At 47.2% G+C, this 19,968-nt stretch carries 18 protein-coding genes; all 18 read left to right on the plus strand.

Annotated features, from left to right (window positions below):
• The first annotated feature begins 81 nt into the window (after positions 1-81).
• Positions 82-975 carry an NAD(P)-dependent oxidoreductase gene (locus EL84_RS11470; protein WP_047841797.1) on the plus strand — a complete coding sequence of 298 codons (894 nt, stop codon included), beginning with the start codon at positions 82-84 and terminating at the stop codon, positions 973-975.
• A 278-nt stretch (positions 976-1,253) separates the two neighbouring features.
• Positions 1,254-1,985, plus strand: a complete 732-nt coding sequence (locus EL84_RS11475) for a nuclease-related domain-containing protein (RefSeq protein WP_017690394.1) — start codon at positions 1,254-1,256, stop codon at positions 1,983-1,985.
• Positions 1,986-2,251: 266 nt separating this feature from the next.
• On the plus strand, positions 2,252-3,142 hold the full coding sequence (locus EL84_RS11480) for a hypothetical protein (RefSeq protein ID WP_047841798.1): 891 nt from the start codon (positions 2,252-2,254) through the stop codon (positions 3,140-3,142).
• 227 nt (positions 3,143-3,369) lie between these two features.
• Positions 3,370-5,145: a sensor histidine kinase gene (locus EL84_RS11485; protein WP_161799421.1), complete on the plus strand. Its 1,776-nt coding sequence runs from the start codon at positions 3,370-3,372 to the stop codon at positions 5,143-5,145.
• Positions 5,142-6,206, plus strand: coding sequence for a response regulator transcription factor (locus EL84_RS11490; protein WP_047841799.1), 1,065 nt, complete (start codon positions 5,142-5,144; stop codon positions 6,204-6,206). Before EL84_RS11485 ends, EL84_RS11490 begins: the two co-directional genes overlap by 4 nt.
• A 271-nt stretch (positions 6,207-6,477) precedes the next feature.
• Positions 6,478-7,395 (plus strand): ABC transporter permease, encoded by a 918-nt coding sequence (locus EL84_RS11495; RefSeq protein WP_047844113.1) that lies wholly within the window; start codon positions 6,478-6,480, stop codon positions 7,393-7,395.
• Positions 7,396-7,409: 14 nt separating this feature from the next.
• Positions 7,410-8,279, plus strand: coding sequence for a carbohydrate ABC transporter permease (locus tag EL84_RS11500; RefSeq protein WP_036606256.1), 870 nt, complete (start codon positions 7,410-7,412; stop codon positions 8,277-8,279).
• Between the two features lie 60 nt (positions 8,280-8,339).
• Positions 8,340-9,995 carry an extracellular solute-binding protein gene (locus EL84_RS11505; protein WP_036606257.1) on the plus strand — a complete coding sequence of 552 codons (1,656 nt, stop codon included), beginning with the start codon at positions 8,340-8,342 and terminating at the stop codon, positions 9,993-9,995.
• Between the two features lie 343 nt (positions 9,996-10,338).
• Positions 10,339-10,785, plus strand: a complete 447-nt coding sequence (locus tag EL84_RS11510; RefSeq protein WP_036606259.1) for a tellurite resistance TerB family protein — start codon at positions 10,339-10,341, stop codon at positions 10,783-10,785.
• 35 nt (positions 10,786-10,820) lie between these two features.
• On the plus strand, positions 10,821-11,414 hold the full coding sequence (locus tag EL84_RS11515; RefSeq protein ID WP_036672556.1) for a TerD family protein: 594 nt from the start codon (positions 10,821-10,823) through the stop codon (positions 11,412-11,414).
• Between the two features lie 90 nt (positions 11,415-11,504).
• Complete coding sequence (locus EL84_RS11520) at positions 11,505-12,080, plus strand: TerD family protein (RefSeq protein ID WP_036606264.1); 576 nt, start codon at positions 11,505-11,507, stop codon at positions 12,078-12,080.
• Positions 12,081-12,172: 92 nt separating this feature from the next.
• Positions 12,173-12,754, plus strand: coding sequence for a TerD family protein (locus tag EL84_RS11525; RefSeq protein ID WP_036606267.1), 582 nt, complete (start codon positions 12,173-12,175; stop codon positions 12,752-12,754).
• A gap of 30 nt (positions 12,755-12,784) precedes the next feature.
• Positions 12,785-14,041, plus strand: a complete 1,257-nt coding sequence (locus EL84_RS11530; protein ID WP_047841800.1) for a TerD family protein — start codon at positions 12,785-12,787, stop codon at positions 14,039-14,041.
• A 191-nt stretch (positions 14,042-14,232) separates the two neighbouring features.
• Complete coding sequence (locus EL84_RS11535) at positions 14,233-15,453, plus strand: HpcH/HpaI aldolase/citrate lyase family protein (RefSeq protein ID WP_082219178.1); 1,221 nt, start codon at positions 14,233-14,235, stop codon at positions 15,451-15,453.
• Positions 15,383-16,816, plus strand: coding sequence for a phosphoribosyltransferase family protein (locus EL84_RS11540; protein WP_082218979.1), 1,434 nt, complete (start codon positions 15,383-15,385; stop codon positions 16,814-16,816). Before EL84_RS11535 ends, EL84_RS11540 begins: the two co-directional genes overlap by 71 nt.
• A complete protein-coding gene (locus EL84_RS11545; RefSeq protein ID WP_047841803.1) occupies positions 16,813-17,964 on the plus strand; it encodes a cysteine protease StiP family protein in 1,152 nt (383 codons plus the stop codon). Before EL84_RS11540 ends, EL84_RS11545 begins: the two co-directional genes overlap by 4 nt.
• A complete protein-coding gene (locus EL84_RS11550) occupies positions 17,964-18,812 on the plus strand; it encodes a hydrolase (protein WP_047844115.1) in 849 nt (282 codons plus the stop codon). Before EL84_RS11545 ends, EL84_RS11550 begins: the two co-directional genes overlap by 1 nt.
• On the plus strand, positions 18,813-19,862 hold the full coding sequence (locus EL84_RS11555; protein WP_047841804.1) for an ATP-grasp domain-containing protein: 1,050 nt from the start codon (positions 18,813-18,815) through the stop codon (positions 19,860-19,862).
• Positions 19,863-19,968 lie beyond the last annotated feature (106 nt).

A 19,968-nucleotide genomic window follows, 5' to 3' on the forward strand; every position in this document is an offset into this window, starting at 1 on the left:
ACAGAAAGCTTTAACATACAGATATAGCATGTCGAAGACAAGCACTGAGCGAAGCATAGAGAAATAGGGAGGAAACCTGCGATGACAAATACAACGAAGGCACCTGGAGAGACAAAAGTTGGCTTTATTGGTACAGGCGTGATGGGTAAAAGCATGGCTGGGCACATCCAGCAAGCGGGATATCCGCTGCATGTGTACACGCGAACTGCTGCCAAAGCAGAAGCATTGGTGAAGGAAGGTGCCATATGGCATGACACACCAGGCAAACTGGCTGCTGCGTGTGATGTCATCATCACAATGGTGGGGTATCCGAAGGATGTGGAGGAGATTTATCTCGGTGAGGATGGGCTTGTAGCCAATGCGAAACCGGGTTCATATCTGATTGATATGACGACCTCAAGTCCGTTACTGGCTGCACGAATCTTTGAAGCTGCGGAAGCTAAAGGACTGCATGCACTGGACGCGCCTGTGTCGGGCGGTGATATCGGAGCGCAGAACGCGAAGCTGTCCATTATGGTTGGTGGTAGTTCGGAGGCCTTTGAAGCCGTGCGTCCGCTCTTTGAGCAGATGGGCAGCAACATTGTGCTGCAAGGCAAGGCGGGAGCCGGACAGCATACCAAAATGTGCAACCAAATTGCCATTGCCTCTGGCATGATGGGCGTATGCGAAGCACTAGCCTATGCCAAGACGTCTGGTCTGGACGCGGAGACCGTGCTGAAGAGCATTGCTACCGGTGCAGCCGGAAGCTGGTCACTCAGCAATCTCGGTCCGCGCATGATCGCAGGCGATTATGAGCCTGGATTCTATGTGAAACATTTTATCAAAGACATGGGAATTGCACTGGAGTCTGCAAAAGCGATGGGCATGAAAACGCCCGGGCTGGCTCTGGCCGAATCTCTGTATCAGGAAATAGCGAATAATGGTCTGGAAGAGAAGGGTACACAGGTGCTCTACACCTATTATCTTCAGGCTTAACAACCAAGAGAACAGCAGCGTATTCTTTTTCTATTCAGGAAAGGGTTGCGCTGTTTTTTTTCAATTTTGCGGTTTGTTTATGCGTCTAAAGTCACGGAATTGGTTAAATGTTCATATGTACTTTGCGTTTTAGAGAGATTTTGATCGTTTTCCCTTTATTTTTACCCCTCTTTATCCGACATAAGTAATAGAAGTTTACATAATGAATGTGTCAAAGGATGTTATTCCTCCTGTAATGGTCACCCGTAACCCACACTATAATAGAACGGAGCTTGCCCATGTTCAAGAAAATCCTGTCTCTGTTCAAGACACAACCAGAGCTTGCGAACCAGATTACAGCCTCCGCTTCAGCGTTACCATCAACGACAACCATTCCCCCGCGTATGGTCCGTAGTAAGCGCAAGAAAAAAGCGGAAGGGGATTGGACACGCCAGCCGGAGGAGCCTAGCACAGCAGATCAGCTGATAGGTCTTCCAAGTCAATATAAAGTGCTGAACGACCTGCTCGTTACCAATCCAAAGTCACGCTCCGGTTATTCGCAGATTGATCATGTCGTGATCGGCCCTCGGGCAATCTTTGTGATCGAAACCCGAAATCTGACGACAGGTGAGATTCGCGGCGGACGAAGAGAGGCTAATTGGTCAGTCAGCAGCAGCCGGGTCAAAATGTACAATCCACTCATGCAGCATCGTGCCCATGTTGAAGCCATTCATGCACACCTCGGAGACTACAAAAGAGTACGTCTCGTCTCCATGGTGACCTTCACCAACCGTTGCCGCATCAGTGTTGATCCTGCTGTGAGGTATGTGAATTCGGATGAACTGATCATCTACGATCATGAATTGGTGGAAACGATTCAGCGCAAGACGGAACGACTTGAGACAGAGGTTCCCGAAACCGTATTTCAAGAGAAGGATATCCAGGCGATCTACGCTCTGTTATCATCGGTCAATTCCACCGATCCTCAGATTCGGTCAGAGCATATGGAGAAGGCTAAAGGTATCAAATAATTACGCTCCACGAACACTGTTGTCCATACGGGCGGCAGTGTTTTTGTGTTGCGGTGGTAGTTAATTCGCGCATAGTAAAAGGCTTTAGACACAGGTATATCGTCGTATACAACCGATTTTTAACTTATGATAGAATGTAGACCATGTCCAATTGTGTGAATCAAGCATGTTATATGAAAGGATATTTTTGTAAGTAGGTGTTCAAGTCTTGGAGCCAGAGGTTAATGGTTCTCAGGAATATACATACGATAGGGGAAGATTATACGATGAAATGGAATTATACGATAAAGACGTTCACAGTTATGCTTGGTTTGGCAGCGATTCTGACAGCTTGTGGTGGCGGAGCTAAAGAGACGTCATTGCCGGAGTCTGCTTCCGGTACAGAAGTTGCTTCATCAGAAACAAGCAGCTCGAATGCTGCTGTAACAGAAACCGCAGCAACCGGTTCGAAGGGGAGTGAGGAGACAGGTTCAACTACAGAAGAATCTTCTTCAACGGACGACGGCAAGATTGGAAAGGACTCCACACTGGAAGAGTTGAAGCAGCAGTATGCCGATAAACTTGGTTATATCCGTATCCCGCTTACGGATCATCCGGTGCGTCGAGTCAGTGAGGAAGGTTCCAAAAATATTAATGTGGCCAACTATAGTGATGCCGTTGTGGACATGAATGCAGAGGTTCCAATTCATTCCGATTCGCAGCGGTTAATTGATGATGCCTTTCCATTTTTCACAACCGTACAAGCACCTGATGAATCTTATATAAATTGGGAAGAAGCAACCAATCTGGAGCGTGCCATGGTGAAAACACTGTTTATCGCCCGTGAAGGTCTGCTAATTACTGAGGATGCGATGAAAAATAAGGATTATAGCAGTACATCATTCCAGGATTCGATGGATTTCTTCAGGGTCACAGCGAAATTTGAATCCATGGCACCTGTTGCACAGCATCCGCGTGACATTACGTTGAGTACGCTATACGACAAAGCACGCACGTCATGGGGCAAGCTTGCTGCGATGGACCCGGAGCAGGATGAAGCGGCGTTTGCCGAGATGTACAAGACGACGAGAACCGATGCCAATAATGCCATGGGGTTGCTTAATGTTCTCTTGTCTACCAATGAAGAAGAACGGGTCAAAGAGATTTACGGGGAATAAAAATGCCGTGATCCAGAGTTAATCTGGAACATCCCGGTAACATGTCTGGATCACATGCCTTCAAACTCTGACTACCGCTTGAAGCGGGGTCAGGGTTTTTCTGGTTTTTTCCAATAGGTGTATGATATGTTTTTAGGAGTAAGACATGTACGGAATATAGGTGAGGTGTGTGAAAGATGTGGTGGATGAACTTTTGTAAACGCTTTAAATTTAAAACGAAGCTAATCTTGTTTTTATCTACCGCAACGGTCTTAATCTCCGGAATCACAGGGTTGATCACCTATCGCATCCATATCGACCTGTTCAATGAAGAGGTCAGTCGCCAGTATAGTCTTACCGCAGAACAGATTCTTGCACGTCTGGATTCCAGGGTACACGACATGTATAAAGTCACCGATTATATCACACTGAATCCCTCCGTAAAAAATGCCATCAAAGCACAGACCTCTGGCATCTCGTCCTATGATCAGATGAAGCTAGAAGATGAACTGGATGATCAGTTGTATCAGGTAAGGCTGGATGCACCGGAGATCATGGGGCTCCGCATATATGACCTGAAGGATAACATATTTAATCTCGGCGCCTTTGCTGGCTCATTTCAACAGATGGATCCTTCCTATCTGGCAGAGATGGTTCATAGACTGGAAGGAACGGGCGGCGAATATGGTTGGAATCGTTTGGGGCCGGATGCCTTCTTGCAGGAGGAACAATCCAATTGGATTCTGGCGGGACGATTAATGCGGTCTGTTGATCTGGAGACCTATGGCGTCATGCTAATTCTGTTTAACACCTCGTTGTTCGAATCGTATCTCAAAGATCTGCGACTGAATGAGGAAGTTGCTGTCTACTTGTTTGACGCAGATGGTGAGCTTCTATATGCCTTTCATAATCAGGATGCGGATCCACCCCCACTTACCGAGCTAAGCCTAGGGGCGACTGAGATCAGGGACGAGCAGGGAACAACCCAATTGTATACGAAGCAAACGTCAGACAAAGCGGGCTTCACCCTGGTCAGCAAGGTCTCACTGGCTCAGATTCAGAACAAGGGAAAGATTATTGTAAAAGTTGCTGTGTTCTCTGCGGTAGCCAGCATATTATGCTCCTGGTTCATCATTACCGTAATTAGCGGCAGACTGTTGCGTCCACTTGCGAGTCTAGTCAACGCGATGAAAAGAGTGCGTGATGGACAGTTCGATACACGGGTACGGATCGAGACACGGGATGAGCTCGGTTTCATCGGTGAACGATTCAATGCAATGGCTTCCCGGATTGATACGCTTATACATGAAGTGTACGAGCGCGAACTCAGTCAAAAAGAAGCTGAACTCAAAGCTATTCAGGCCCAGCTGAATCCCCATTTTCTGTATAACACCTTGAGCATGTTTTTCTGGAAGTTCTATATGCTTGGCGATGAGAAATCGGCTCGCCTGGTCACTGCCTTGTCCGAGATGCTGCAGTATACGCTGGAACCCGTGCAGCAACTGACGACCGTACAGGATGAGATGAAGCAAATAGATCACTACCTGCAGATTCAGCAGGCCCGGTATCAGGAAGCCTTGTCGATTGAAATTGCCGTTCCTGCTGAATTGTTTCGCTGTCAGGTGATCCGGCTGTTGCTTCAGCCCATCGTGGAGAATGTTTTTGTTCATGCCTTCTCGGACAAAAGGAACAACCGCCATCTGGAGATTCGTGGCTCGCGGCAAAACGGGCATGAAGGAGAGCCGGATCTGCTCATCATTGAAATTTCAGATAACGGCTGCGGCATGCACGCATCGGTCATTGAACGCATTATGACGCCAGTGGCACATGCCGATGAGGAACGTCAGCACATTGGCATGCGGAGTGTACTTCGAAGAATTGAGTTGATTCACGGTGAACCCTACGGTGTACAGATCGAGTCGACTGTGGGAGAGGGTACGCTAGTACGTCTTCGTTTGCCTTATCAGATCGGTGAGGACTTATGCCGGGAAATTCAGGTGACTGAGAGGAGTGAGTTCTGTTGAATGGACGTATGCTCGTAGTGGATGATGAAGCATTATTTCGTCAGGGTCTGATTCATCTGGTTCGCAATAACCCCCTCGGGTGGGAGGTCGTTGGGGAAGCGGCCGATGGAGAAGAAGCGATACAGGCTGTACACAGTTGCACACCTGATCTGATCATTACGGATATCAACATGCCTGTGATGGATGGTCTAGATTTGGCCGAACGCATACACGAGAGTGGACTGGACATTATGATTATCATTTTGACAGGTTATCGTGAGTTCGAATATGCACAGCGTGCCATCCGGTATGGGGCAATTGAATTTTTGTTAAAGCCGTTCTCGCTCGATGAAGCATGTCAGGTGTTACAAAAGGCACATGAACGATATCGCCGAAAACAGTCTGACATTCGGATCAGGGAACAATACAGCCAGGTGGACCGTACCGAGAGACTGCGAGAGGAACTGACTTTGTTGCTGCTCCACCATCAATTCGGATCGATAATGAATCGGATCGAGATGTTGCTAGAAGAAGCGTCCGGGATGAGCTTGTCACAAGGCAAAGCGGAGATTCATATGCTTATGAAGGTCATGACGGACTTACTGGTACAACAGCTTCAGCCTCAGGAATCCAGTGGTATGGACTCAACTGCCCCAGATCCACTGCTCTGGATTCATACCATACCTGAAGTCATCGCTTGGGCCAGATGCAAGAGCGAAGAGTGGGTGGATATGCTGATGCGGCTAACTCAGGAACAGCAGGATCATGTCGTTACACGAGTTATACAGTATATTGAAATGAACTATTCCAGCACATGTACGTTGCAGGCCGTGGCTGCCCATGTTCATGTGACACCCAACTACTTGAGCCATTTGTTCAAAAAAGAGACAGGACAAGGCTTCAGCCAATATGTCAGCAAGCGCCGAATTGATAAGGCGAAGCTGCTGCTGCACAGCACTCGGCAGAGTATGGCAGATATCGCGGAACTGACCGGGTTCGATAACTCCAGTTATTTTACAACCGTATTCAAACAGATGACGGGGGTAACGCCCCGCGAATATCGCAAGCAAGTAGCCAAGTGAAGTGCCCGGTAGCAATCCCCCTCGAACTGCTGCAGGGTCACAATTAAAGAGAAGCCTCCTCTTAATATCTGTTCGTTTCCAAGGTCAACCCCACCATGTGGGGTTATTTTTGCGTAGAAAATTATAAAAGGATCGTTAAATAACAAATGTTTACGCTTACATTTTTATCTAAAATACAACTATAGTACATCAACAGCAGAGAGGAGTGATGGATGTGAAGGGAGAACTGACCGCAGGTCCGCCGTCTGGATTACAACCGCCGGACAGTGAAATGAAGCATCGGATTCGGCAGCAGCGGCTTCGACGATTCAAGATGAATATACCGTTAATCTTGATGTTTGTTCCGGTGATTATGTTCTACCTTACCTTTCGTTATGCACCCATCGGAGGGCTGGTCATGGCCTTTAAGGATTACAACTTCTATGATGGACTGTGGAACAGTCCATGGGTGGGCTTTCAGCATTTTCAGACGCTGTTCAGTGATCCGCGCACGGTGGAGATTATTCGCAACACCTTGTTCCTCAGTCTGTTAAGCATCATTATCGGGTTTCCCATTCCGATTATTCTGGCCATTATGCTGAATGAAGTGCGAAACATGGCCTTTAAGCGAACGGTGCAGACGGTGGTCTATATGCCACACTTCTTTTCCTGGGTCATCATTGCGATGATGATCATGACGGTGTTCTCTTTGGAAAATGGGATCGTCAACCGCTGGGTCGAGGCCTGGACGGGAGCACCTTATCCGTTCATGTACAACAAGGGTTCGTGGGTTGCGGTGTTTGTTGGCTCAGGGATCTGGAAGGACATGGGCTTCAATGCCATCATTTTTCTCGCGGCACTAACGACCATTGATCCGAGCCAATACGAGGCTGCACAGATGGATGGGGCCAGCAAAATGCGCCAGATCTGGCATGTCACCCTTCCGGGTATACGCTCCACCATTATTCTCCTGCTGATTCTGTCGATGGGGCGGGTGATGGAGGTCGGATTCGACCAGGTGTATATGCTTCAGAATTCCAATGTCAATGAGATAGCGGATGTAATCAGTACCTATATCTACCGCACCGGTCTTCAGGGAGCACAGTTCAGCCTGACAACAGCGATGGGATTGTTCGAATCACTGGTTGCATTTATCCTCATTTTCAGTGCAAATTATATCGCGCGTCGATTCAACGAAGGTTTGTGGTAGGGAGGGAGAACAGCATGAGAAAAACCAAAGGAGAAAAAGTCTTTTATCTAATCAATTATGTATTGTTGTCATTGGTTGCCGTCAGCTGTATCCTGCCCTTACTCAACATTGTTGCCTTGTCATTTAGTGATGCGAGAGCGGTTGTTTCAGGTCAAGTGGGGTTATGGCCCGTCGATTTCACCTGGTTCTCCTATCACAGCCTAATTACGGGAACGCCGATTCTGAATGCATTCTGGAACAGTGTGGAGATCACATTGATCGGTACAGGGCTCAGCATGGCGGTGACGATTATGGCGGCATATCCGCTGTCACGCAGACATTTTTATCACCGGCGCTTCTTTACGATGGCGATGGTGTTCACGATGATTTTTAACGGTGGACTCATCCCGACTTATTTGGTTGTGCAAAATCTCGGTCTTGTGAACAGTTACGGCGCGCTTTGGCTACCGGGTCTGGTAAGCACGTACAACATGCTGATTATGCGATCTTATTTTGAAAATCTGCCGGGGGAAGTGGACGAGGCTGCGCGCATCGATGGTTGTGGTGAACTGGGGCTTTTGTTTCGAATCGTGTTGCCATTATCCAAACCTTTGCTGGCGACTATTGCTCTCTTTTACGGCGTGGGTTACTGGAATTCGTTCATGAGTGTGATGATTTATATCAATGATACGTCCAAATACAACATGACCGTGCTTGTCCAAAATATGATTATGTCCAATCTGAATGTACAGGATTTTACTGATCCAACGATGATATCGAATCTGACCCCGGAAGGCATCCGGGCAGCAGCTGTCATTGTGATGGTCATACCCATTTTGGCAGTGTATCCGTTCTTGCAGAAGTACTTCGTTAAAGGGGTCATGCTTGGATCAATTAAAGGTTAAAGCAGGCTGTGGGTTAACCCGCATGGGTTCATATTACAGGAGAGAAAGAGGGTCTTATCTATGGCGTTAACGATGAAGGCATGGATGAAGTCGGGTCTCGTTCTGGGCTTGATCGGTGGTTTGCTGGCGGGATGTACAGGAGGTAACGGTAGCGAACAGGCGGAAGGCGAAGGCAACAGGGGGAACATTACGTCAACGATCTATGATCGTGGCGCGGTCCCAAGCGGCATGGGTACGATCGAAGATAATATGTGGTCCAAGTGGATTAACGAGAATGGCCCGGCAAATGTAAAATATACAGCAGTTCCCCGCTGGGAATCTCAGTCGAAACTTAACGTATTATTCGCTTCTGGCAGTGCACCGGATATCATTTTTGAATTCGGTACGCCGATCCGTAACACTCTGTTTAATCAAAAACAGCTGATGCCACTGGATGAGTTGATCGAGAACTCGAGTGTGGAATACAAAGCCTTGATGGAGAAATATCCCCAGCTCAAGAAGGCCGGCATCAAAAGCGATGGTAAGCTCTATGAAGTGGGACGTATGAACGAGGTGTTTCCACTAACGAGCTTTTTCATTCGGGAAGACTGGCTGGAAAAGTTGAATCTGGAGGTACCGACCAATGAAGAAGAGATGCTGGCGGTAGCCAAGGCCTTCACGGAGAATGATCCCGATGGAAACGGAGCTAAGGATACATACGGCATCGGTGGATTTCAGTTCGGCGATACAGCGGGTCTATTCCGCTATATGTACAACGCCAACTGGGTGAATGTGGAGGACGGGGAGATGGTGGTTGGTCCCAACAACATGAAAGAAGCCACGGCATTCAAACGTGCATTATATGAAGCAGGTGTGGTCGATAAGGACTTATTGACCGACAAGGACGGGGCTAAGGCGAAGCAGGATTTCCTGAATGGCAAAATCGGTATGTACGCGGCCATGACTTCGGATTATACCGGGTTTGCAGCGAAGGAACTGGATACACTTATGCAGAATGTTCCTGAGGCCAAATTAAAGGTCATCGCTCTGCCAACCACGTCCGTAGGACAGCACACGATGGTGTGGAATAACCCGGTTCAGATGACTGCAGCTGTGAATGCACGAGCCAAAAATCCGGAAGCAGTTATGCAATATATCGATTTTCTGACCAAAATAGAGTCAGGCCGAACCTTCAAAAATGGATTTGAAAACACGCATTATACGCTGAACGATCAAGGTTGTCCGCGCATCTCGGATCAGGAGAAATACAAACAGGAGATCAGCTGGGCAGGCGATTACGCCATGTTGTACAGCCGTCTGGAGGAAGGCAAATGCGGGTACACAGAAATGCTGTTCAGCGAAGAGATTCCGTCGCAGAAGGAAGGACTTCGACTATTCAAGGAAGCGCGTGAGGTATACATGACGGATCTTCCGGTAGGAGAGGGTGTTACCCATTCAGAACATATGCCGCAGCTACCCAAGGAGCTTCAGGTCAAGTTGACCAATGTGACAACAGCGATCAACGATATCTTTACCCGTTCCATCATTGGCGGAAGCAAATATACAGTCGAACAGGCTGCAACGGAAGCACAGCAGAAGTGGGAGCAAGGCGGGGGCCCGGAGATTGAAGCATGGTACAAAGACTGGTGGAGCAAGGAAAAGGATAATGTACTAGTCTGGGACGACTTCTATGAAATCTATGAACAACAACAGGCTGATTTTGAAAAATCGGAATAAATTCACGGATTCAAATCATTCATGAAATTTATAATTTTGGTGTTGGTAGAAATAAGCGCTCTGATCCCCTGATCAGAGCCTTTTTATGTTTGGGCTTCAAATAGGGGAATATTTGCCTGAAAAATGAAGTGAATAGAAAGTTCTCGCATCTTGCTTGAAACTATATCCAGAACGATGCGTATCATAAGGTATTAATTGTTTTTTAATGTAGAAAATTGCCGTATTTCAGAGTATAGTTAAGGAATAATTTAACTTATATTCAACATGATGTAGACATGAAAGTTACTGAAAAATCTTGAAAAGAATGTACGGAACATCAGGTTGAAACTATTGGAGGTTGAGTATGAGTTCATTTAAAAGCTGGTTAAATTCAACAAAACAAGGACTTGAAGAGCAAGTCAAAAAGTTTAAAAATAAAGATTTTATGGATGCCGTGGTTGCAGGTTGTGCACTGGTTGCTTTTGCAGATGGTTCCATTGATGAAGCGGAAAAGAACAAGATGGCCGGTTATATCAACCTGAGTCAGGAATTGAAAGTATTTGATATGGCTGAAGTGATTACACGCTTTAATCATTATGTCGCGAACTTTGAGTTCTCTCCAGAGATCGGGAAGCAGGAAGCGCTAAAAGCTATTGGGAAATTCAAAGCCAAGCCGGATGTAGGACGCGTTATTGTGGGTGTATGCAGTGCGATTGGTTCAGCTGACGGCAACTTTGATGATCAGGAGAAAAGAGTCGTTGCTGAGATATGCATCGTACTTGGACTGAACCCGAGTGAATTCAATCTCTAAGTAGCTATTTTACATATGAAGGGAGGTGAAAATCAGTGGCAAGCATTAATTTGGTCAAAGGACAGAAGATTGATTTAACCAAAGGCAATGCAGGACTTACTGAGGTGATTGCTGGTCTCGGTTGGGACCCGGTAACTGCCAAAGGTTTCTTTGGAAGAAAAAAACAAGCGGATATCGATTGTGATGCATCGGCGATCATGTTGAATGAGGAAGGCAAGTTGGTCAAGGACTCCAACCTGGTTTGCTTCCACAACAAGCAAAGTGCATGTCGTTCGGTTATCCATTCAGGTGACAATCTAACAGGACAGGGAGACGGCGACGATGAACAGATCAAAATGGATCTGTCCCGTATTCCTGCTGATGTTCATAAAGTATTAATCGTTGTTAATATCTACGATTGTGTCAATCGCAAGCAAGATTTTGGCATGATTGAGAAGGCTTATATTCGTATTCTGGATGGTAAAAATTCCAGTGAGCTCGTGAAGTTCAATCTATCCGAAAACTACACAGGTTCAACGGCGTTGATCTGTGGTGAATTGTATCGTCATGGAGGCGAATGGAAATTCTCGGCAATTGGAGAGGGTTCCCATGCGGTACATATCAACGAACTCGCTCGCAGGTACTCCTAAGTACAAGATTTAACCTAAATCGACAATAATCCTGATATTCATATGTCACGATAACTACAATACACTTAAATAAGCGAGGATGATCATACGATGGCAATTAATCTCTCTAAAGGTCAAAAAATCGATCTGACTAAAACGAACCCAGGTTTGACAAAAATCACAGTAGGCCTGGGATGGGATACCAATAAGTATGATGGCGGAAAAGACTTTGACCTGGATGTATCGGTATTCTGTGCCAATGCAAACGGTAAAGTAGAAGGCGAGAAAAACTTCATCTTCTTCAACAATCCACAAAATGAAAATGGTTCTGTTGTTCACACCGGTGACAACCGTACAGGAGATGGCGATGGTGATGATGAGCAGATCAATATCGACCTGCCTAACGTACCCGCGAATGTAGAGAAAATTGCATTCTCCATTACAATCTACGAAGCTACAGAACGTAGCCAGAACTTCGGACAAGTCTCCCGTGCTTATGTGCGAATCGTCAACGAAGCAAACAGCGAAGAACTGATTCGTTTCGACCTGGGAGAAGACTTCTCCATCGAAACAGGTGTAGTTGTTGGTGAATTGTATCGTCATAGCGGCGAGTGGAAGTTCAGTGCCATCGGTAGTGGTTACCAAGATGGATTGGTTGGATTGACACGCGACTACGGTTTGCAATAGGACGTACAGTACGACTTACAGGATGGGAAGAACCGTCTCCTGGACGGTTCTCCTTTTCATTTAATCACATATTTGGAAAGGTGGAAAAACAAATGACGATCAGTCTTGCCAAAGGACAACGTATCGACCTGACTAAAACGAATCCGGGCCTTACCCGTGTGGTGGTTGGTTTGGGTTGGGACACAAACAAATATAGTGGTGGAGTCGACTTTGACCTGGACGCTTCGGCTTTTTTGTTGTACGAAGATGGAAAAGCCAAAGGTACGGATGACTTTGTTTTTTACAACAATCCAAGCGGCGGTGCGGGTTCAGTAACACATACTGGTGATAACCGTACAGGTGAAGGTGACGGCGATGATGAGCAAGTTGTCGTTGATTTCAGCAAAATCCCTGCGCACATTCACCGGATCGGTATTACGGTAACCATCTATGATGGAGATGGACGAGGGCAGAATTTTGGACAAGTCTCCAATGCTTTTGTTCGTGTTGTAGATGCTGCAAGTGATCGGGAAGTGCTTCGGTTCGACCTCGGAGAAGACTACTCTACAGAAACAGCTGTGGTATTCTGTGAGTTTTACCGTGCAGGTGCGGACTGGAAATTCCAGGCGGTAGGCAGTGGCTTCACAGGTGGACTATCTGCTTTATGCAAAAATTACGGACTGGATGCACAATAACATAACTTGGCATAGAAAGGTGATTCTGCTATGGCGATTTCTGTCGTGAAAGGCCAGAAGAGTGATCTGACCAAAACCAATCCGGGCTTGTCCCGGCTAACGGTAGGCATTGGTTGGGAGGCAGCCTCGGGTGTAGAGCTGGACACATCAGCATTCCTTCTGGGTTCAGACAATAAAGTGGCTGGAGATGAGGATTTTATCTTTTATAATCAACCCTCTACCTCGTTCATCACGTATATGGATGGTGGACAGGTTGGTGGCGAGAAGAAACAATTCGCCATTGATCTTGGCAAAATCCCTGCCCGAATTGAGAAAATCGCCTTCAGCCTGACGATTCATGACGGTGAAGCACGACGCCATCATTTTGGACAGGTTCAGCATGGCTTTCTACGGTTTGCCAATGCAGCTACAGGTCAAGAAGTAATGAGATATGATCTGGGAAGCGGTTTTACAGTGGAGACCGCGATTGTCATCGGTGAATTGTACCGTCATAACGGAGAATGGAAGTTCAATGCAGTAGGGTCGGGTTTTGCAGGTGGTTTGAATGCACTCTGCGCTAACTTTGGTGTGGATGTGGATGGTGGATCAGACCCCGCACCAACGACTTCAACCGTTCCTCCGACAGCTGTACCGACTCCGCCACCCCCGGTGCCCGCACCAGAACCGACGCCTGCTCCTGTGAATTCGATCAATTTCAGCAAAATTGAATTGAAGAAGAAGGGGGACACCATTAACCTCAAGAAAAATGCGGGGGGACTTGGGGAAATCCTGATTAACCTGAACTGGAATCAACAGGGTAGCAAAGGGTTATTTGGTCGCAGCAAGAGTGTGGATCTGGACTTGGGCTGCCTGTTCGAGATGAAGGATGGTACACGAGATGTGATTCAGGCATTGGGACAGACGTTTGGTTCACTGAATCGTTTCCCTTATATTGCACTGGATGGGGATGACCGGACGGGATCGGTTAAGACGGGAGAGAATCTGCGGATTAATGGTGCCCGTATCTCGGAAATTGAGCGCATCTTGGTATTCACCTATATTTATGGTGGTGTGGCCAACTGGTCTCAAGTAGACGGTGTGGTAACCATTCAGCAGAAGGACGGTCCCGATATCATCGTTCGAATGAATGAATACGGGAGCCCGCTTGGCATGTGTGGCATCGCGATGTTACGCAATGTGAACAATGAGACATTCAGTATTGAACGAATCGTGCAGTTCTATAATGGGCATCAGGCGTTGGACGAGGCTCATGATTGGGGAATGCAGTGGGTTGCGGGAAGAAAGTAATCATTTGTATTTATTCAATATATAAACGCTGTATCGGTCAGCGCCATTGCAAGGATACTGTTGACCAACGTTATCCTCGATAATAGACCATCAATCCCTCCAGACTAAGGAGGGATTGGTTTTTATGCCCCGACAGCTGGAATCAACTATTGCAGATTGGCTATTGCCAAAGGTGCGAGGAGGAGACACCCCTGAAATATTTTAACTTTTTGAGTCTGGAAGAAGAAGATACTTTATTTTTCTCTTCACCCGTCTCGTTCAATCACCGGACTTCCAAAGATCTACTGGCATATGCTGTTGGGGCTGCTCTATATATGCCCGCGACGCGCACACATATCGCGGACGACATTATGAATGGTAAACATGAAGGTCTGACGACCATTATTATTGATCTGGAGGACGCTGTGGGTGACGACCAAGTAGAGTTTGCCGAGCAGTGTCTGGTACAGCATCTAACTCAACTGATGACTTATATGGAGACAGGCATGCTGAGTCAGGATCAAATGCCTCTTCTGTTTGCTCGTGTACGTTCACCACAACAGTTGGAACGTCTCATTGATACGTTGGGAGAACTGGTGTCCATGCTGACAGGCGTGGCTTTGCCCAAGTTTTGCGTGGGGAATGGAAGAGCCTATTTTGACCAGATCCGCAAGTATAATCAACGGAAACCGGAACATTATCCTGTTCTCTATGGAATGCCTATATTGGAAACGGCTTCAATTATATATCGGGAGACACGTTGGGAGACCTTACTGGGCCTTCGTAACATCCTCGATGAAAATGTTGAATATGTGCTCAATGTACGCATAGGTGCGACCGATTTCTCCAGCCTGTTTGGACTACGCCGAAGCCCGGAATTGACCATATACGATATCGCCACGATCCGTGACTGCATCTCGGATATTATCAATCTGTTTGGACGGATGGACAAGCCGTATGTGATCTCAGGTCCTGTCTGGGAATATTTCAGTCAGCGGGAGCGCGTGTTCAAACCTCAATTACGACAGACTCCATTCGAAGAAACCCTTGGCAAGTCAGGGCTGCATCTGAGAATGAAATATATTACGAACACAATGGATGGATTGATGCGTGAAGTCATGATGGACAAGGAAAATGGAATTGTAGGCAAAACGATCATTCATCCTTCTCATATTAAGCCCGTACAAGCGATGTACGTTGTTACACATGAGGAATATTCCGATGCCCAAGACATCATCGCCCGTAATGACGGTAGCCTGGGTGTGTTCAAAAGTAATTACTATAACAAAATGAATGAGATTAAACCACACTTGAGCTGGGCGAATCGAATTCTAATCCGATCACAAATATATGGGGTGTTACATGAACAGCAGCATTTTGTCGGGCTCTTGCCCAAGCACGAACAACAACATAACTACGTTCCCAATTCTTGATCAATTCAGTCTGAACGTTCAGGTTACACATAACCCGCTGCAACTTCCACTAGAATCTCTATTTTCCATGGCTGCACGCATCAATAAGAAACGTTCATTTCTGTTTGTAAGCAAACTGCTGGGCAAGCACATCCCGGTTAACCCGTATACCTCGCTTCTGAGTGGCGCGGCATTGGCTGTTCTGTTATATGAGCACCTGACTGAAAAGACGGAAGAGACGAAAGTTCAGATCACCGAGTGGAAACGGGAAATGGTCGAGGGGCTGATTGATCCCCAACAAGCCCGGCAAGTGTACAACATGCTGTTGCAAGAAAGCTTGAGTTTGCCGGAAACGATTCGTTTTGTTGGTTTTGCCGAGACCGCTACAGCGTTGGGTCACAGCATGTACGAGATGTTTGCTGATCAAGCTTCCTATATTCACACCACTCGCGAATATGTTCCAGCGATGCATCCAGATATTCAATTTGAAGAAGAACATTCCCATGCGATGGCTCATCGTTGTTATGCGTTGGATCATGAAGCCTTTGCAGGAGAGGGTCCGATTGTTCTGGTGGACGACGAGATTACGACGGGCAAAACGACGTTGAATATCATTCGGGATATTCAGGCCAGATATCCTAGGAAGCAATATGTGATTGCTTCGCTGTTAGACTGGCGTACGGAAGCGGACGAGAATCGATTTGCCGAGCTGGAAGCTGAACTTGGAATTACTATTACACCGTTAAGCCTGTTGAAGGGCCGTATTGAAGTAGTGGGTACTCCAAAGTTGGAAGCAACACAGCAAGATGAGCAGCTATCCCGTCCTGCCGTAACGCTTCAGACTTCTACCGTTGCCGATGACTTCGAACAGCTACATGCCACTTCGGAGGATGGTGAAGGTAAACGCAGCACAGCGAGCTATGTCCAGCATACGGGCAGGTTTGGTATGCAATCCCGTCATAATGGCGAATTGCGCCAGGAGATTAGTCGGATTGCAGAACGGCTTCGGACGCAGCGTACGGGAGAACGGACTTTGGTGATGGGAACAGGGGAGTTCATGTACATTCCAATGCGTGTTGCTGCCGAGATGGGAGAAGGCGTGTTGTATCAATCGACTACCCGCAGTCCAATCCATACACATCCGGCTCCAGCATATGCTGTTCGTAGTGGTGCCGGATATGCCTCACCGGAAGACGCATCTGTTCGTAACTTTATCTATAACATCGCTCCAGGACAATATGATGAGATTTTTGTTCTGCTGGAGAGACAGATGTCCGAAGAACGAATGGAACCGATGTTGAAGGTACTGGGGCAGTTGGGATGCGGATACATTCATATCGTATATTGCGGCTTGCCAGAGAAGACAGGGGACAACGAGCAATGAACTTAACTACACTGGAGCTAATCAGACAACGTGAGATTCCGTCTCCCGAACCGATGGGCAGTTATGCTGCATCGGACGTTGTTTTCCTACTGAAGGATATCAGCCATGTGGATCTGGAAAAGGGAACGGGTGAACGGGAGCATGCGATCCAATCCGGGGTTCATTATTCGGAGATGCTGCCTGTGGAATATCAGCCTACAGCAGAATACATCGAGCTGTTCCATCAGACGCTGGAACAATCCGCTGCAAGAATCGCACGTCATACCGCCATTGTGGCTGAGAAGATTGTAGAGCGCAGGGGACTGAATCTGGTGCTGGTATCTCTGGCTCGAGCCGGAACACCTGTGGGCATCCTGATCAAACGTTATATTGAATTGAAATACAAGGTGACGATTCCGCATTATAGCATTTCGATTATTCGTGGCAAGGGTATGGACGAGAACGCAATTTTATATATTTTACAGCAGCATGGTCTGGAAACAGCCATTCAGTTTGTAGATGGTTGGACAGGAAAAGGGGCTATTCGCAAAGTGCTGAATGAATCCTGTGACCAAATGGAACGGACTTATGGCATAAGTCTCGATGATGATCTTGCCGTGTTGGCCGATCCGGGGCAATGCTCAGGCACCTTTGGGACAAGGGAAGATTATCTCATTCCTAGCGCTTGTCTGAATTCCACGGTATCGGGACTCGTGAGCCGTACAGTACTTCGCGATGATCTGATTGGGCCGGAAGATTTTCACGGGGCCAAATGGTATCGTGAATGGTCCTCTGCGGATGTGTCGACCCAATACGTGGATACTATTGCTCAGCATTTTCCGCAAATGATAGATCTGGCGGAGATTCAAACGGAGGACAATGCTACTGGTACTTCGGAAATTACCTGGAAAGGTTGGCAGGATATCGAGTCCATCCAGCAATCCTTTGGCATTGCGAACATCAATCTGATCAAACCTGGAATCGGAGAAACAACCCGAGTGTTATTGCGACGGGTCCCCTGGAAGATTCTTGTGGACCGTCTGGATAATCCGGATTTGCAACATATCATGATGCTCGCCAGAGACAGAAATGTGCCGGTTGAGGTATATCCGGGATTAACCTATTCCTGTTGCGGCATTATTCAATCCCTGGGAGGTGGCGGAGAATGATGATCTACGCAAGTGATCTGGACCAGACGCTGGTGTACTCCCGTCGTGCGCTCCGTATTCCCGAAGATACACCGGGACTTGTTCCCGCAGAGTGGATTAACGGCAAGTTGTCCGCTTTTATGTCGGCATATGCACTGGAGCGGTTGCAGTCTTTGCCACAAGACATTGTATTTATGCCGGTGACGACACGTACCGTGGAGCAGTACCGGCGCATTCATATTTTTCAGAGCGAATGTATTCCGAAATATGCGGTGACGAGTAATGGTGGCAACATCATTGTTGACGGTCAGGTAGACGATGAATGGAATCTGCATATTCGTTCTTTACTTCGTCAGCAGGCAGCTACTCCCGAAGAGATCCTGAATTTATTTGACGATGTGCTGAGCCCGGAGTGGGTAATTAATCAGCGATTGTGTGATGAGCTGTTCTTTGCATTGCTAATCGAACGTGACAAGCTTCCAATGGAGCATATTGCGGAAAAGATTCGGGTGTTAGAGACGCTGGGATGGGAGAGTTCGATTCAGGGGCGGAAGCTCTATCTGGTGCCTTCGGCCGTGAACAAACGAGCTGCAGTGGAGCATATTAGGCAACGCATTGGCGATGTGCCTGTGATTGCTTCGGGTGATTCCTTGCTGGATCGTTGTTTGCTGGACTTTGCGCACTACGCCATTGCTCCGTCTCACGGAGAGTTACATGTGGAGAGACAGCGTGTACCTGAGCAGGTACCGTATCAATTTACGGAACAATTCGGTGCTTTTGCAGCAGATGAGATTCTCGATTACGTTCACCGTATTCATAACGATCAACAGACCCAGATAGACCATGCCGAGATAAGGGAGACCGTATAAATGAAAAAAATGAAGATTTACTTCAACCGTTGGTTCTCTGTAACGTATCATTATATGAATGCGATTCGGGACAATGAGGACGGTATGGAATTTGAGATCTACGGTACTCATCCTGATCCTGGACATATGGCATTACAGGGCTGTGATGTTGCAGAAGTTGAACCGCGTCTAACGGGCCGGGAGTATGTTGATTTTTGCCTCGACTTTTGCCGTCGTCATCAGATTGATGTGTTTATTCCACGCTGGAACATGCTGGACATCAGCAGACATATCTCCCTGTTCGAAGAGATCGGTACACGGGTTATCGTATGCTCGGACACGGAATTGCTGGAACAATTGATGGAGAAAGACCGGTTCTATGAATCGGTGCGTGAGAAAGGCATTATGGAGATTCCGGATTATTTCACGGTCAGTAATGCTGCACAATTCCAGCAAGCCTATGAGGCGCTGCGTGCGCGTGGACACGATGTATGTTTCAAACCATGTAATGGTGAGGGCGGCATGGGATTCCGGGTGATCAACAATGAACGTGATCCGTTGCAGGAGTTGTTCGGATACGCGCTTAACTCCATTTCGTATGAAGATGCCCTGCGTGCGTTCTCTTCTGCTCCGTCCTTTCCCAACGTCATGGTGATGGAGGTACTGGAAGGATATGAATACAGCATTGATTGTCTTTCGGACCGCAATGGGAAACTATTAACGGCTATTCCGCGTAGAAAAGAAAGAGGACGTTTGCGTTTGCTTGAAGAAAACGAGGAATTGCTGGCGATTGCCCGCAATGTGGCAGAGGTATATCGGATTCCTTATAATTTTAATATACAGATGAAATATCGCAAGGATACACCGAAGCTGCTGGAGATCAATCCGCGTATGTCGGGTGGGTTGCACATGTCTTGTCTGTCCGGCGTGAACTTCCCGTATCTGGCGGTCAAGTCTGCACTTGGCCATGATATTGGACCACTTCATCCGAAGTTTGGCATACTGGGAAGTCATATCGAACAGCCATTTATAATCGACGTTCAGAAGGTAAGCGGAGTACACCACGTCTAGCTGAGAATTTTCCTCAACATTGACACCTTCTGGATGGTTTTTTTACAATACGGATGAGAGGTTATTCAAAAAGTCCATCTTCTCGGTACTGAAAATCAGACTTTTT

Source organism: Paenibacillus sp. VT-400, from assembly GCF_001029205.1.
Taxonomy (GTDB): Bacteria; Bacillota; Bacilli; order Paenibacillales; family Paenibacillaceae; genus Paenibacillus; species Paenibacillus amylolyticus.